The sequence below is a fragment of the Peribacillus sp. P4_D6 genome (genome assembly GCF_056401795.1).
Map to the genome: position 1 here is coordinate 1 of NZ_JBFUIQ010000008.1, position 16,525 is coordinate 16,525.

Annotated in this window: 14 protein-coding genes and 2 pseudogenes; 11 read left to right on the forward strand and 5 right to left on the reverse strand. The window is 42.4% G+C overall.

The annotated features are described in order from the left end of the window. The first annotated feature begins 219 nt into the window (after positions 1-219). Positions 220-613: pseudogene (locus tag AC1DVB_RS04820) on the forward strand (VOC family protein). On the opposite strand, the gene AC1DVB_RS04825 reads toward AC1DVB_RS04820, so the two are convergent. Further along, positions 610-1,254, reverse strand: coding sequence for a DUF6944 family repetitive protein (locus AC1DVB_RS04825; protein ID WP_239859559.1), 645 nt, complete (start codon positions 1,252-1,254; stop codon positions 610-612). The pseudogene AC1DVB_RS04820 and the gene AC1DVB_RS04825 sit on opposite strands and share 4 nt — an antisense overlap. Before the next feature lie 134 nt (positions 1,255-1,388). On the opposite strand from AC1DVB_RS04825, the gene AC1DVB_RS04830 reads away from it, so the two are divergent. The 9 genes and pseudogenes from AC1DVB_RS04830 (at position 1,389) to AC1DVB_RS04870 (ending at position 10,754) form a co-directional block, all read left to right on the forward strand. Then, positions 1,389-1,871, forward strand: coding sequence for a DUF4306 domain-containing protein (locus AC1DVB_RS04830; RefSeq protein WP_239859557.1), 483 nt, complete (start codon positions 1,389-1,391; stop codon positions 1,869-1,871). Positions 1,872-2,086: 215 nt separating this feature from the next. After that, positions 2,087-2,734, forward strand: a complete 648-nt coding sequence (locus tag AC1DVB_RS04835) for a pentapeptide repeat-containing protein (RefSeq protein ID WP_057279125.1) — start codon at positions 2,087-2,089, stop codon at positions 2,732-2,734. A 168-nt stretch (positions 2,735-2,902) separates the two neighbouring features. After that, positions 2,903-3,592, forward strand: coding sequence for a VOC family protein (locus tag AC1DVB_RS04840; RefSeq protein ID WP_239859555.1), 690 nt, complete (start codon positions 2,903-2,905; stop codon positions 3,590-3,592). Positions 3,593-3,729: 137 nt separating this feature from the next. After that, positions 3,730-4,314, forward strand: a complete 585-nt coding sequence (plsY, locus tag AC1DVB_RS04845) for a glycerol-3-phosphate 1-O-acyltransferase PlsY (protein WP_239859554.1) — start codon at positions 3,730-3,732, stop codon at positions 4,312-4,314. Positions 4,315-4,398: 84 nt separating this feature from the next. After that, entirely contained in the window at positions 4,399-5,676 is a 1,278-nt protein-coding gene (locus tag AC1DVB_RS04850; RefSeq protein WP_477588357.1) for a family 8 glycosyl hydrolase, read from the forward strand. 45 nt (positions 5,677-5,721) lie between these two features. Then, positions 5,722-6,116 (forward strand): annotated as a pseudogene (locus tag AC1DVB_RS04855) (VOC family protein). A gap of 747 nt (positions 6,117-6,863) precedes the next feature. Beyond that, positions 6,864-7,226 (forward strand): thioredoxin family protein, encoded by a 363-nt coding sequence (locus tag AC1DVB_RS04860; protein WP_371748549.1) that lies wholly within the window; start codon positions 6,864-6,866, stop codon positions 7,224-7,226. 169 nt (positions 7,227-7,395) lie between these two features. After that, positions 7,396-7,902: an Rrf2 family transcriptional regulator gene (locus AC1DVB_RS04865; RefSeq protein WP_057279121.1), complete on the forward strand. Its 507-nt coding sequence runs from the start codon at positions 7,396-7,398 to the stop codon at positions 7,900-7,902. 2 nt (positions 7,903-7,904) lie between these two features. Then, positions 7,905-10,754, forward strand: a complete 2,850-nt coding sequence (locus tag AC1DVB_RS04870) for a YhgE/Pip family protein (protein ID WP_477588427.1) — start codon at positions 7,905-7,907, stop codon at positions 10,752-10,754. Between the two features lie 44 nt (positions 10,755-10,798). On the opposite strand, the gene AC1DVB_RS04875 is transcribed toward AC1DVB_RS04870, so the two are convergent. The 4 genes from AC1DVB_RS04875 to AC1DVB_RS04890 form a co-directional block, all read right to left on the reverse strand. Further along, positions 10,799-11,170, reverse strand: a complete 372-nt coding sequence (locus AC1DVB_RS04875) for an ArsR/SmtB family transcription factor (protein WP_063589905.1) — start codon at positions 11,168-11,170, stop codon at positions 10,799-10,801. Beyond that, a complete protein-coding gene (locus AC1DVB_RS04880) occupies positions 11,171-11,599 on the reverse strand; it encodes an SRPBCC family protein (protein WP_095391274.1) in 429 nt (142 codons plus the stop codon). 119 nt (positions 11,600-11,718) lie between these two features. Next, on the reverse strand, positions 11,719-12,162 hold the full coding sequence (locus AC1DVB_RS04885) for a DUF6376 family protein (protein WP_054399099.1): 444 nt from the start codon (positions 12,160-12,162) through the stop codon (positions 11,719-11,721). 33 nt (positions 12,163-12,195) lie between these two features. Then, positions 12,196-12,801, reverse strand: coding sequence for a protein kinase family protein (locus tag AC1DVB_RS04890; RefSeq protein WP_057279117.1), 606 nt, complete (start codon positions 12,799-12,801; stop codon positions 12,196-12,198). Positions 12,802-13,386: 585 nt separating this feature from the next. Between AC1DVB_RS04890 and AC1DVB_RS04895 the strand changes: the two genes are divergently transcribed. Next, on the forward strand, positions 13,387-16,488 hold the full coding sequence (locus AC1DVB_RS04895; protein ID WP_477588361.1) for an SH3 domain-containing protein: 3,102 nt from the start codon (positions 13,387-13,389) through the stop codon (positions 16,486-16,488). Positions 16,489-16,525: the final 37 nt, after the last annotated feature.

Here is a 16,525-nt window from a genome sequence, read left to right on the forward strand (position 1 = left end):
GGGCCCAAACTGACGAGTAAGGCGCCAATTCACGAGTAAAAGTCGGAAACTCACGAGTAAAAGCACCAAATTCACGAGTAAAACGCCCAAACTCACGGGTAAAAGCACCAAATTCACGAGTAAAAGGCCCAATTCACGAGTAAAAGGCCCAAACTCACGAGAAAGGAGCCTATTCACGAGTAAACGCTCCAAAAAGTGATCATAAGAGGAGGATTACAGGTGTCAAAGGGATTTCTTCATCATATTGAGCTGTATGTTTCAAATTTAAAGAGGAGCATTGATTTTTGGGGCTGGTTTTTGGACGAGATGGGCTATGAGCCATTTCAGGAGTGGGAAAGCGGGAGGAGTTGGAGATTGGGTGAGATGTACATTGTTTTTGTACAAGCGGAAACAAGGTTTCTTGACATTCCCTATCATAGGGGACGAGTGGGTCTTAACCATTTAGCCTTTCACGCCGCTTCCCGGCAACAGGTTGATGAGGTTGCCAGGAAAGTTAAGGGGAGGAGTTACCACCATTTACGCCGATAAGCATCCATTTGCCGGCGGGGAGGAACATTATGCTGTATATTTCGAAGATCCAGATCGGATGAAGGTCGAACTCGTGGCCCCTTAGCAATAGTTGGCATAGCTATAATGGCGGTTATGTCCATCTTCCCCTTTCTCAGGTTCGGGTTCTGGGTCAAGTGAAAAGGCCTCGATCAATATGAATGCACCGAAAACTTGGGTCCAGCTGCCTAGTAAAAGAATATGTTCTCCCAACCGTACTTTTTCATTTAAAATGAAAATATTTCCGACCGATTCCAAAAAAGAACCGGCTGCAATGAGGCCATTTCCCTTGATCTCAAAAGAGCGTGAAATGGACTCCTCAGTCAGCGATGCCCCGAATGTTTCAAAAGCGGCACCCAGGCCTTGGATTCCACTGCCGATTGCATCGGTTCTGGTGCCCTCTTCCACTGAACCACTCAACTGCATATCTATTCCAACTGCATTTGCGATATTGCCAATGGCCTCAAGCCAAGCACCGAAAATGAAATAGGTTTCCGAACGTTCATTTTCCGGGTTCAGCATTTTTGAACGGCCGATCGCTTGCAGCGAATTTCCAACGGCTTCAATGCCATTCCCTTTGAGGACGAGATCTTTTCCGAGGTTAGTGCTCGTTAAAGTTTGCCGGGTTTGCCCGATTGCACCTACAAGTGTGCCGATGCCGAGTAACCATGCTCCTGAAATAAGGAGGTCATCTCCATGAGTGATCATATCTCAAACGCTCCTTAAAAGTGGTTAGATTATATTATTCAGGATACAGTGTTTGTTTACATATTGCTTTATCACTTTAGGTCCGGTTGAAAATTACCCACATATTGGTATAATGACAGCTGGAGGAGATGATATTGACTTTTAACAATTTTTTGCAAATGATTATCGCAGCAATTTTCTTTATGGTTTTTACGTTTTGTACTTGGTATGAAGGAAGCGAAATTCTGGATAGACCTTGGGAATGGAAGCATTCCACGCATTTCACACACATAAATGATGAACAGGCGATAGAGGCAGATGATATTTCGAATTTCGATCATTTCGTGTATGCCGCAAAATTCAAACCGTTATTTCCATTTCTTATGGTCACCACAGCATCGTACTTAATCATTCTTACGGGATATATCCTGTTCCAAAGAAGGATTAAAAAGATGGCCCTATTCTTGTTGGGATTTGGAGTCCTTTTTCTGTTTTCTAGCGGTTATGTATCCAATTCCCCAACTGTTGGAGGAAATATCTTTCAAGCATTTTTTCTGATAGGCGGAATGATAGCGATAATGGCTGCAGCCCTCTATTATTATCGGATGCCAAGAGGATTCAATACGCTCATGAAGTAAGCAAACTGCCGATGAGGCAGCTTTTTTTTGTGCAAATTGTTGACACAAAATAACGAAAAATAATAGTCATTTTTGCGAAATTCTTAGATTGAACTTCACTGTAATGTAGTTTATAGTTAAGTCGAAATTTAATAGACCAGTTGCTATAATACCGGCGGTGAACCTTATCGATTGGATAAACCAGTGATTGAAGAATAAAGCGAAAAGGTGATAATATGTCAGGCAAAACCAAAATTGAACAGCCAAAGATCCCCCAAGACTTAACAGAAGCGAACTTTCAGGAAATATATTATCAAGATGAGCCTTATCTTGAGTCCTGTATCATAACCAACTGCACGATCGATAGAGAAAAAATGGACAAAATCGTATTATCACAGGTTGTTTTTAAAAATGTGACGTTCAGTGATGTATCATTCAGGAATATCGAGCTGACGGATGTCATCTTTGATCATTGCGATTTAACGAATGCCGATTTCATGGGCGGCTCGATTCATCGTGTGGAATTCAAAGAGTCCAAACTTTTAGGCATTAACCTTTCTGACGCAAGCTTAGGGAATGTCTTCTTTGAGAATTGCAACCTGAATTTAAGTGCCTTTGGTTATTCCAGTTTAAAGCAAGTGAGGTTCGATCATTGCTCATTGGAAAGTGCTGATTATTATGAGTGTAAATTCATTAAAGTGAAGTTCGAAACATGCAGATTAAATGAAGTCAACTTTTCCCGGACACCGCTCAAGGGAATTGATATTAGCAGTTCTGCATTTCAAAGGATTACCGTATCCCCGGAAGATTTAAAAGGATGCGAAGTTTCCCCGGACCAAGCGATAGTCTTTGCAGCCATGCTCGGACTGAAAATTAAAGAGTGAACCTTTCAATAAGGCTGAAGCGAGGGACCGCCGAATTTGGCGGTCCTTTTTGAGTTATTTTTGGTGAATATAGGCAGAGTGAATAAAATGATATGTATAGAAAAGTACGGAATCTTTGCACAAATGCAGTATTGCTTTACAATATTTGTTAAGTGAAAGGGGGATTGAATGTTGATTATCAATAAGGTCACTTTGTATGGTCATGCCTGGAATGAAATGCGGAATTTTTATGTTGATGTGTTAGGATTTGAGTTACTATCGCAAACGGATGATGCTTTTGAAATTAAGGCAGGGGATAGTGTGCTTGAAATCAAAAAATATCATCACAAAGATAGGCCCTTTTACCACTTTGCCATGAACATTCCGACCAATTTATTTATTTCGGCAAAAGCATGGGCGAAATCAAAAGTGGAATTGACCAGGGAAGAGGATGATGACGAAGTTTATTTCAGCTTTTTAGACGCACGGTCTTTTTATTTTTTAGACCCTTCAGGCAACATTGTCGAGTTCATATCGAGATATTCCGTATCACCCGAATCCGCGGCTGAGTCTTTTTCAGCTCAAAACGTTCTTTGCATCAGTGAAATAAACATTACGACAGATGAAGTCAGGGCTTTGGGGAATCGGTTGATCAGCAATGGTGTGCCAGTAAGGAATGGTGAAGCGATAAGAGAAGATGGATTGAATTTCATGGGTGAACATGAAGCAGGTTCGTTTTTACTTTTAGGTCCAAGGAAACGGCGTTGGATTTTCTCGGATAAAGAGTCGGAAACCTTTCCGCTTTCGCTAGTCATAAATCAGCATCTATATATTTCATTGGATGGCGAAGGATTTATGGAAATGAAAAAGGTGGAATGATGTCGATTTATATTTTGGCAATAAAGCAGAAGCAGGGCTGCCTGCCATTGATGTATTTCCTATGATGGTTTTGTCTTCGGGATTGTAAAAGAATGAATAAAGAATAATCTCCAATAATAACAAGAAGAAGGTAATTTATGCTTAACATGATAATTCTCCTATTAAGTTACTTAATAGGTTCCATCCCATTTGCTTTGGTCATCGGGAAATCGTTTTACAATACCGATATCCGCGGATATGGGAGTGGAAATCTTGGCGCAACTAATAGTTTTAGGATATTGGGCAAGACAGCAGGGACGATTGTAGCATTTGCTGATTTATTGAAAGGCATCACAGCCTGCGTACTCCCGATAGCGCTGCATTCGAACGTTTCCCCTGCACTATGCGGCTTACTTGCGATAATTGGCCACGCCTTTCCTGTTTTCGCGGGATTTAAAGGGGGAAAGGCCGTGGCAACATCGGCGGGAGTGTTTTTATTTTTAGCTCCATTAGGTACATTCATTGCTTGCATGGTATTTCTCATTAGTTTGCTATCTTCAAAATATGTATCTCTCAGTTCGATGCTGGGGAGCATTTCCATATTGATATACAGCTTATTTTTTGAAGGCAGGCTCATCATTGCACTCTCATCATTTATTTGTTTATTCGTCGTCATTTTGCATCGAGAAAATATAAAGAGAATATGGAAGGGCACGGAAGCAAAAGTGGGCAGGACCTTTTGATAGCAGAAATGAATTACATACAAATTTTTATGGTTCGCTCAATATTCTAAGTGAATACTGCACCATAACCCAAGGAGCAAAGCCATGAAAAAAAGAAGTTTATTGATAGCGGTGGGCGTGATCGTTTTTGGGATCATTGCCTCGATAGCATTGGTTTCTCAAACCAAAAAGAAAGATGTCGCCGGTAAGAGGGCATTTCCCCAGCATACAGTCTATCAAGCGGGGACGATAAAACCTGACAATCCGTCACAGGAGGAAATGGATGCTGCCGTGACGACTTTTTATGAAACCTGGAAAGATAACTATCTTAAGCAGCCTGCCGATAAAAATGATGAATATTATATTTTTTACAATGATAAAGGATATGCTGAGCCAAAGAATGCAGTGACCGTTTCTGAAGCGCATGGTTATGGGATGATGATAACGGCAATCATGGCAGGCAGCGAGGACAAGAGATACTTTGATGGGCTTTATCGTTTTTATAAAACGCATGGAAGTGATCATGACCCTTCGTTGATGGCCTGGCAGCAAGTAAAGGATAAATCGGGTAAAATCATCAATACGCCAGGGGATGCCGATTCAGCAACTGATGGCGATATGGATATCGCCTATTCATTATTATTGGCTCACCGCCAGTGGGGTAGTGAAGGGGATATCGACTATCTTGCAAGTGCAAAGGACATCTTGGATGCGATCATGTCGAATGAAATAAATCGATCGCAGTCCCTTGTTAAACTAGGGGACTGGGCGGAAGATGAAGATGATGTCTACGGACAATCGACTCGTTCCTCTGACCTTCTTCTCAATCATTTTAAGACATTTGAGGCGGCGACTGGGAATGAAGAATGGAAAGATGTAAGAGATAAGGCCTATAAGGTCATCCTATCTATTTATAAGGAGAAAAGCGGCAATACTGGCCTCATCCCGGACTTCATTGTACAATCCAAGGGAGAATATCAGCCGGCAGAAGCGGACTTTTTAGAAGGGGAGAATGACGGCAATTATAGCTGGAACAGCAGCAGGACCCCATGGCGCTATACGCTCGATTACTTACTGACTGGTGATGAAAGAGCGCTGCCGCAATTAAAGAAGATGAATGATTGGATTAAAGCGGAAACGGATGGCAACCCTGAAAATATCCAATCCGGTTATACGCTAAGCGGAAAAGCCGTGGAAGAAGGGAATAGTACAAGCTTCGTCGCTCCATTCATGGTGAGTGCCATGGTGGATTCCTCCAATCAGCAATGGATTAACCGCTTATGGAACCKGACCATACAGGAACAAGATGATGATGACTATTTTGCCAATACGATAAAATTACAGACAATGATCGTGGCTTCGGGTAACTGGTGGGCGCCATGATTCAATGGAAGAAACCAATTAAAGATGAAAAGGAGTTTGATGAGGATGATGAAGGTCACAGCTTTCTTGATGTTCGAAGGTAATGCGGAGGAAGCGATGAATTATTACACATCTTTAATCGAAGGATCGAAAATAACCAGCATTGTTCGGTATGGTGCAAATGAATCAGGTATAGAGGGAGTAGCATGCAGGCTACCTTTACCTTGAAGGATCAGGAATTCATGTGCATCGATAGCAATGTTAAGCATCAATTTACATTTACACCATCGTTTTCCATTTTCCTTACATGTGATAGTGAAGAGGAAATTGACAGGCTTTATTCGAGCTTAACTGATGGAGGACAAGTGATGATGCCATTGGGTGACTATTTCTTTAGTAAGAAGTTCGGCTGGGTATCCGATAAGTTTGGTGTTTCCTGGCAGCTTACTCTCCCAATATGAATGAAATGAAAAGGCCACTGGATAGTGGCTTTTTTCAGTTTGTTGACCAAAGGGGGTCCGTAAGTGACACCCCGAACCATGAGGAACGGACGGATCGAAAAAAGTGCGTTAACAACGAAAAAACATAAACAAGACCTGGTTGTAACTATATGATTTCCACTCCAGGCACTCGCTTTCCGCGGGCGGTCCGGGAGCCTCCTCGACGCTCTTTGCGCCTGCGGGGTCTCCCTTGGACACGTTTTTCCCGCAGGAGTCTCGCACCTTCCGTTCCAATCAACTGGAATGTTTTTTTAAGAAAAAACTGTAGGCTGGCCTCATCCTGAACCTTGATTATGTTTTTTTAGTGTTTTATGAATCCACCCGCTAGATTGAAGAAATTTGCGACACTCCTGCCGAATAACTGGCTAGCCAAGACCCCACAGCCGCTTACGGTGAGGAGGCTTGGCAGACAGTCGGCGGAAAGGGAGCGGATTTCTGAAATCAATTGAATATTTTTTCAGACTGTAGAGGCATCGATTCACATCGTCGAATAGATTCCTGACAGTGAATTGATCATTTTTGAAAAAAGCTGCCACTATCATTTCATTGATGAAAATAGGGAATTCATTTCGAGGATTTCTTCTTTCATAAACGAGAGATCTGTACGGCGGCATCGCGAAAGCATATCCGGGCAAGAGTTAGATACTTTTAGGATAAACCGTTTGTGCTGTGAAGGAATTAATTATATATTAATCCTTGAGTACATTAATTCATGGATTAAAGTATGATGATAAGAAAAGCCCGGAGGAGACAATCATGAAAAATATCAATACAGAACAAGAATATCGTGAACAAATCAACCAAGAGGGACTGACGGTCGGGATTTTTACGACTACATGGTGCCCGGACTGCAAACGTTTAGACATGTTCATCGATGAGATCACTCAAGAACATCAAGACAAACAGTGGTTTACAATCGATCGTGACGAATTCCCTGAGATTTCCGAAGAGCAAACAGTAATGGGAATTCCATCACTTTTAGTATTTAAAAATGGGGAAAAGGTTGCGCACCTGCACAGTGCAAATGCTAAAACTCCAGAAGCGGTCAATGAATTTTTAAAAGACCTATAAAAGAAAAGGTGAACCCCATGGTGCTGTAATGAGGGGTTCATTTTTTTTTTTTAGAAATTTTTTCTGGAAATGACTTGATTTCTAAGGTGAAACGGGGTTTAATTATAGATACCTAATATCCATTATGGATATATGATATCCACATACATGCTAAAAGAGGTGAAATGATTTGCAATTAACAAAAGGGGTCGAGCAAGCTATATGCATCATCGTTATACTCTCTACCCAGGATAAAAATGTCCCGCTTTCGTCAAATGAGATCAGCAGGCGACTAGAGGTGTCTCCTTCTTATTTGAAAAAAATCATAAGGAAATTGGTCGTAAAGCAGTTAATCACTTCCGTTCCTGGTAATAACGGCGGCCTTACTCTTGCCAAAAGTGTAGATAAGATTAAAAACCTTGAAATTATTGAGGCGATGGAAGGTCCCATTTCGATGTTTCCGGATACAGGACTTATAGAAAAAGCGTTTAAAGATGGAGAGTATGCAGAGAAGGGAATGGACGTCCTTCGTCGGATGTTTTCTCGGGCGGATCAACTTTTAATAGAGTTCTTTTCCAGCCAAACAGTGGCGGATTTGCTTAAAGAAAGCTTTAGCACCACGGACATACCGACTCTTAATTGGAATACCGCGTCATTGAGTGATGTACTGCGTGAAAAGAAAGGTGAAAAGAAGTGAATATGCTTAAACAAGAATGGAAGCTTTTCCTTACGAATCGAAAATTGGTCGGTGTCGCAATCGTTTTACTGTTCGTCCCGATTATTTATGGGGGGTTATTCCTTAGTTCCGCTTGGAATCCATACGGAAAAACAGGCAAATTGCCTGTTGCAGTCGTGAATAAGGATGTAAAGGCGGAATATGAGGGGAAAACCTTAACAGTCGGTAATGAGCTAGTCGAGCAATTAAAGGACAATGATGATTTAGAATGGCATTTCGTAACGGAAAAAGCGGCGAAAAAAGGGTTCGATGATGGTACATATTATATGGTCGTCACCATTCCGAAGGACTTTTCAAAAAATGCTTCTACCGTCATGGATGATGAGCCTAAAAAAATGAATCTGACGTATGATGTGAATCCTGGACGCAGTTTCGTTTCTGAAACGGTCGGGAAACAGGCAACGAATAATTTGAAAACGGAAATTGCCGAAAGTGTCACAAAAGAATATGCGGAAGCGATCTTCTCCCAACTGGATGAAATCGGAGAAGGATTCGGCGATGCGGCAGATGGGGCATCCAAGCTTGATGACGGTACAAAAAAACTGCATGATGGAAACAAAGAAGTGACGGAAAATCTGAATAAGTTAGCTTCGAGCACATTAACTTTTAAAGATGGAGCGAATAAACTCCAAGTGGGCGTTGGCGAGTTTTTGGAAGGAGCCAACAAGCTTGAAAGTGGCGCGTCGGAATTGAATAAGGGGATTTCACAATATACCTCCGGTGTCGGTCAGTTGCAAAAGGGTGCGAACGAACTCGCATCAGGCACAGGGGAATTAACTAATAATAGTGAAGCACTTATAGAAGGTTCTTCCCAGCTTTCCACTGGGCTGGCCAAAGTGGTTCCAGGAGCGCAAACTTTAAATTCTGGATTGGCACAAGCGCAAACAGGCAGTGCGAATTTGAATGATGGGTTGAATCAATTATCACAAAATGCAAGCCAGCTGACGGATCAATCGACAGGAATTCCAAAATTGGCAGCAGGTCAGCATAGTTTAAATGAGGGAATCAATAAACTGGCAGGAGGAAGCCAGGCGCTAAATGACGGCCTGAAAAAAATGGATGGTCAATTGCCCGGAGAAGAACAGCTGGATCAGCTTAAGCAAGGACTGACAAGCATTCAAAGCGGTGTAAATCAATTGCAAGAAGCGGTTCCAGCAGGAAGCAGCGCGTCCGGTACCGTATCCGGCATTACCGAAGACCTCAATAACAGTCAAGCGGCGTTAACGGAACTTCAATCAACGATTGCGAATAATGGTCAGAGCACGATCAGTGCCGTTCAAAACACGGAAGCCTTCAAAAGCATGACCAGTGAACAGCAATCAGAAGTAATCGGAGCCATTCAAAATGAACTTCAAAGCCAAGCGGAGGCACAAAAACGAATTGCATCGGCTCTTGCTGCAAGTGTATCAGACTTATCAACGCAATTAACGGATAAGGTAATGCCTGTATTGAATGGATTAGGGCAGCTTCCGGAACAAGTGGCCCATTTAAATAATGCGGTGAATAAAGTCAATCCAAACGCCGTTTCAGCGTTAAACGGCTATACGTCAATAAGGAACGCACTTGAAGAACAATTGATTCCTGGTGCGACCCAATTAAATGGCGGCTTGAATGAAGCTGTAGAAGGCAGCAATCAATTAACGGCGGCAACGCAAAGTTTAAATGAACGGACACCGGAATTAGTGAAGGGGATCAACCAGTTAGCACAAGGCGGTTCCTCGTTGAATAATGGCCTTTCAAAACTAACTGAGGGATCTGGTCAATTGGTTGATGGAGTTTCACAACTGCAAGCAGGTTCGTCCTCCTTTGGGAGTGGTCTTGAGAAGTACGCATTTGGTGTTAGCCAAGTTGGAGAAGGGGCAAGCAAACTGGCTAATGGGGCCAATCAACTGGATGCCAACTCAGCGGCCTTGAACGAGGGCTCATCAGCACTTGTTAAAGGAACTGAACAATTGGCAGGCAATCTGCCTACTTTGAGCAATGGGGTCATCCAGCTTGCTGATGGCGCGGGTAAGATCAATGAAGGTTCATCAGCACTTGCTGAAGGTTCCGGTAAATTGGGTGAGGGAATCTCCTCACTTCAAGATGGAACGGTCGAGCTTTCGGAAAAACTCAGTGATGGTGCAAAAGAAATTAGTGAAAATAAAACAACCGATGATAACTACAGCATGATTGCTGAACCGACACAGGTCAAAGAACAAAAAAGCAGTGACGTGCCGAATTATGGTCATGCACTGGCTCCTTATGTCTTGTCTCTAGGGTTATTTGTTGGAGCCATTGCCTTCAATATGGGATTCCCGACAGGCTTGCCTTCTACTAGGCCAACATCAGGAGTGGCATGGTGGTTCAGTAAATTTACGGTCCTATTCATCCAAGCGACGCTTTCTGCTTTAGTGTTGGATGCGATCATGATTTGGGGAATGGATTTACAGGTAGAGAACATGGGGCAATTCATTGGGGTTTCCATACTGACTTCCCTAACGTTCATGTTCATCGTTACCTTCTTGACCGTAGGATTTGGAAATCCAGGTCGTTTATTGGCGATGATATTCCTTGTATTACAGCTAGGTGCAAGCGGAGGAATGTTCCCTGTGGAACTGACAAATAACTTCTTCAGTCATGTTCACCCGTTCATTCCGATGACATACTCTGTCATGGGCTTCCGCCAGGCGATGAGTACGAGCCTTGGGGCGGATGCATTGACAACAAGTATAGTGTTCCTTACTGGATGCATCATTGTCTTTAATCTGCTGCTATTGCTAACGATGGTCATCAAGAAGCGAAAAGCACATAATATTGAGATGAATGCATAAACAAAAACAAAAACCCCCGGTGCAATGCGCCGGGGGTTTTCTCATTATGATGGTTCAGTCGTGTCCTTTTCTTTTTCGATGACTTTCAATCCATTTTCCCCTGAATTTTCAATCACATGTTTAAGGATGGATAATTTGTTATCCCAGAATTGATCGTAAAAAGAAAGCCACTGTTTCAATTCCGCTAAAGGTTCCGGCTGAAGCCGAAAGCGTTTCTCTCTTCCTACCTTCCGGCCACTGACCAATTCAGCTTCAGAAAGGATATGAAGATGCTTGGCAATCGCCGTACGGCTCATGGAAAAGTGAGAAGTGATTTCTGAAATGGGTAAATCCCCTTCAGCAAGCAATTGCAGGACCTTCCTGCGGGTTGGGTCGGCGATAGCCTGGAATACATCATGTTTTTCTGATGCAGACACTTAGCCCTCAACAGCCTTTTTAAGACCTTGATTAACGATCTGTTCCCAGCCATGATTCATTCTATCGCGAATCACTGAGCTTTTTTCGTTCGGTTTCGTAAGAATCGTATCAGGCTCTTTCCAGCCGCCATGAATAAGGGTGAACTCCGTTTTGCCATCCACTTCTTTTAAAAGGAAGGAAATGAACCAACCGTCCGTATCCCAACTGAATGAAAGGCGATGAGGAGCATCTAACTCCGTTACCTTACAAGGAGATGGGCCGAAGGGTGATTGCACATGGAACTCATGTCCCACTTTCGGTTGAAAATCATTTGGCATGAACCATGAAGCTATGCCCTCTGCAGTGGAAACTGTATCCCAAACTTTTTGGATAGGTGCTTCAAGAATAACCGTCTTCTTGATATCCTGTAATGTATTTTCCATACTGATTCTCCTTTGTAAGTGAAAATATGAAACCAATTGGTTTTGCTTTGTTGATTATATAAAACCTTTTGGTTTCATGTCAATAATTTGTTTCAAGCGATTCCTTTTTATTCATTGCAGGAGGTTTAATTTCCCAACTCTTCGATTTGTTTTGCCAATCCCGTTATATTATCGATTGATTTCATTATCTCTGAATCTTCCAATGCCTTAGGATCAATTTGGCCCTTTTCAATATTATTCAGATATAATTCAATTCCATCTGACAGCTGTTGATTTGAGCTGACGATCTTCTCATGGATGCCTTCAGCGATTTGGGGTGGTTCAGTTGCATTGAATTCTTCAATCTCCGTTTTCATTAATTCCAGTTCTTTTTCAAGATTTGCTCTTGTTTCGGCATTCGTGATGGCGTCTTGTGACATGGCGGGAACCTCATTGGCAAAATCCTGAACGGTATTTACATACTCCGTCGCATCATCTGCATACTCCAATGATGAATTGACTTCTTCTAATGCTGAACATCCGCTTAATGTAAGGATGGACAGCAGAGCAATGGTCATTATTTTTTTCATATGTGCCTCCAATGTGATTTTTTATAGTAAGGATCAGATGGGCAGAAATCTTTTTTTATAAATTGCTGCAATGGAATTGAGTATGAAGCTGGGAATCTTCTTCGGAAAAAACGACTTCGAATAGAATAGGTGAAAAGCACTTTTCAAGTCGTGCCACTGATTACAGGATTTCACTTGCTTAAACCTTGCAACGTCAATGATCTTCACCTTTTTTTCAGAAGTGATGAAGATGTTTCGTAAGTGGATATCCGAAGGGTTCAATCCCTCTTTCCTTGCCAATTGCAGCGCATGGTCTATCTCCGCAATGTTTTCTTCCGTTATCGGGATTCCCAATGTTAAACATTCAAAAAGAGTGTTGCCTTCAATGTGATCTATAACCAGGTAATTTACCCCCGCATCATATAGGGTTGGATAGTATTCGATGGATTGGACGGTTTTGTATATTTCAGCTTCAACTTTAGCTGTGTGAGTATGATCCGGGAAAAACACTTTTAATGCCTTATTGGTGGAATGTATTCGGAAAACATATGCGCTTCGGCCTTTTCCGATCAGTGATAAAGATGGGTCGGCATCGAGCAATACATGCTTTTTATCATCGGAAATCTTAACGCTTTGAGCTAATTCATTATAGTTCTGCATACTTTTCACCTCTATTGTGCAATTTTTCGAATCAAAAAAGACGGTATAACCGATTATTGGTTATACCGTCTTAAATTAAAAGACCTCACCAAATAATCGGCAAGGTCTTGCAAACAACTAAAATCAGTTGCCAATAAAGCCGAGGATTCAATCCTGTACTGACGACTTTATTGTATAGCTACTCCCCTTAACAGAAGGATTCTTATAAGTTATATACAGTAATTATATAGGTCATTGCCTCGGTCCGTCAAATATAAGGATCGTGTGCCTACCCTTTATATATATTCGATTTAGGCAGAAAGATGCTCGTCTAAATTAGCATTAATTTGAGCGACAAGTAATTATATCAATATACTTAATAGTCATCATTTGCTTGTCGCATAAGTTTCATTGCAAATGTTTCTATATAATTACTTAAATGTCTGTTAGTTTACTATTGTGTTACAATCGCTTTTATCTCCCTATAGATCTAAAGGAATATGTTATATTTTAGACGAATAAGCATATTTACCTATATTATCATACTGATTTTAACCGATATTTAAATAAATGTTAAAAATATAATTCTTTAGTAGGGAGAATGGGATGAAGAAATTAATTATACCAACTTTCTGTTTTGCAGTGTTGTCCACAGTTGCTTTCGAAGAAAAAATATCTGCAGCTCCACTACATGCCGAACAGGCCAATATTGAGGACGTCATGTTTGTGCAGGTGAATTCCGGATCGCTCAATATGAGAAAAACCGGGGCGGAAGGTGCCAGCATAGTCGCAAAGCTGGCAAATGGCACACAGGTGACGGTGTATTCGGAATCCAAAGGCTGGGCGAAGATCAAGGCCAATGGAAAAGAAGGATATGTCAGTACCAAGTATTTATCGGCAACGAAGCCAGGGACTTTAACGAAAACAGCAGTAACCATTAAAACGACAACTAAATATGTGAATGTGAGCACAGGTTCACTTAATATGCGAAAAAGCGGGAGTGATAGTGCCAGCATAGTCGCAAAGCTGACAAGGGGTATACAGGTGACGGTGTATTCGGAATCCAAAGGCTGGGCGAAGATCAAGGCCAATGGAAAAGAAGGATATGTCAGTACCAAGTATCTATCGGCAACGAAGCCTGGAGCGGTAAAAAAGGCTGCGGCGACCGTTAAAACGACAACGAAATATGTGAATGTGAGCACAGGTTCACTTAATATGCGAAAAAGCGGGAGTGATAGTGCCAGCATAGTCGCAAAGCTGACAAGAGGCACACAGGTAACGGTCTATTCGGAATCCAAAGGCTGGGCGAAAATCAAAGCCAATGGAAAGGATGGATTTGTCAGCACGAAGTATCTATCGGCAACGAAGCCAGGAACAGTGACCAAAGCTGCGGCAACGGTTAAAACGACAACGAAATATGTGAATGTGAGCACGGGATCACTCAATATGCGAAAAAGTGGAAAGGCTACCGCAAGCATAGTTGCCATCCTTTCAAAAGGAACGAAAGTGACGGTGTATTCGGAATCCAATGGCTGGGCGAAAGTCAAAGCCAATGGAAAGGACGGATATGTCAGCACGAAATATCTGTCTGCTTCTAAGCCGGGATCGGTATCAACGGCAGCCACCCCTGTAAAACCGACAACGAAATATGTAAACGTAAGCTCTGGAACGCTCAATATGAGAAAAAGCGGATCGGAAAGCGCTAGCATAGTCGCAAAGCTGTCAAAAGGAACGAAAGTGACGGTGTATTCGGAATCCAAAGGCTGGGCGAAGATCAAGGCCAATGGAAAAGAGGGCCATGTCAGTACCAAATATCTATCTGCTACAAAGCCGGGCTCGGGATCAACGGCAGTCACGCCAKAAAAAACGACGACGAAATATGTGAACGTGAGCTCTGGAACGCTCAATATGAGAAAAAGCGGATCGGAAAGCGCCAGCATAGTCGCAAAGCTGTCAAAAGGAACGGAAGTGACGGTGTATTCGGAATCCAAAGGCTGGGCGAAAATCAAGGCAAATGGAAAGGATGGGTATGTCAGTACCAAATATCTATCGACAACAAAACCAGGAACGGGATCAACGGCAGTCACGCCTGAAAAAACGACGACGAAATATGTAAACGTAAGCTCTGGAACGCTCAATATGAGAAAAAGCGGGTCGGAAAGTGCGAGCATAGTCGCAAAGCTGTCAAAAGGAACGGAAGTGACGGTCTATTCGGAATCCAAAGGCTGGGCGAAAATCAAGGCAAATGGGAAGGATGGATATGTCAGTACTGACTACCTCTCAACGGCAAAGCCTGGAACGGACTCCAAACCATCCATACCTGAAATAACGACAACCAAATATGTAAATGTCAGCTCGGGTTCACTGAATATGCGGAATAAGCCGTCGGATAGTGCTTCCGTCATTGTGAAATTGGCAAGGGGTGTAGAGGTAGAAGTCATCTCGGAATCAAATGGCTGGTCAAAAATTAAAGCGTATGGCGGAGAAGGTTATGTCAGTACGAAATATCTATCAGCAACGAAGCCAGGTTCTGTACCGGGACTGAATCCAGATGGAGAAGCAAACACATTAGTTAAATATGTAAATGTAAGTGATGGCTCGAGTCTGAATATGCGTTCAGCAGCATCGGCTTCCGCTTCAATTATAGCCAAGCTCGTAAATAATACGACCGTAACGGTGTATTCAGAGTCTAATGGCTGGTCAAGAGTCACGGCCAATGGAAAAACCGGATATGTCAGTACGCAATATTTAACGGCCAAAGCACCGGAAGGTCCGGGAAGCTCGAATGGATCGATAATCAGGATCGATAAAGAGTATAATCTTACGATGGAAAAGATGGTTGGAATTCAAATGGCCGTAAACGGTCAGACGGATAAGAAGTATAAAACCTACATACGCGAAGATGGATTAACTTTAATCAATTCAACAAAAGGTACCGTTAAAGGAACCGGATGGCGTGTCAGGGGCGGAGCTGGATCGAATTATTGGGCAGTCGGCCCTGTAAGCAATTATCAATCATTGACCATTAAATCAAAAGTAAGGGGCTCTGACGGATATTATTGGTATGAGGTGGACTATAACAAGACATGGGTAAATGCCAGTCCGGAAGATATAGAATATAATCTTAACCCAAATAATTTCGTGAATGATCCAGTCCATTCATTCCAATTCGTCAAGCTCTCCCAAGTCACCAACATGAACGTTTCTGAAGTGAATGATAGAATCCTTTCAGGCAAAGGGATACTACAAGGCAAAGCGGCAACCTTCACTGCGGCAGGGGAAAAATACGGGGTCAATGAAATCTACCTGATTTCACATGCTTTGCTGGAGACCGGGAATGGCACTTCTCCATTAGCGACTGGCGTAAAGGTGAACGGGAAAACGGTCTATAATATGTATGGAGTCGGGGCGTTTGACGGAACGGCGCTAAGCAGCGGCGCTCAATACGCCTATAATGCGGGCTGGTTCACCCCGGAAGCGGCCATCATAGGCGGTGCTGAATTCATCGCCAAAGGATATATCTCTGCTGGGCAGGACACGCTTTATAAAATGAGGTGGAATCCTACAGCTGCAGAGAAATATGGATATGCATCACACCAGTATGCGACTGATATTGGCTGGGCAACAAAACAAGTGAAACAGATTTATAATTTATATAGTTTATTAGATTCGTATAAATTGACGATTGAGGTTCCTAAGTATAAATAACAGGAAAAAACACATGAGTCCGGCTCATGTGTTTTTT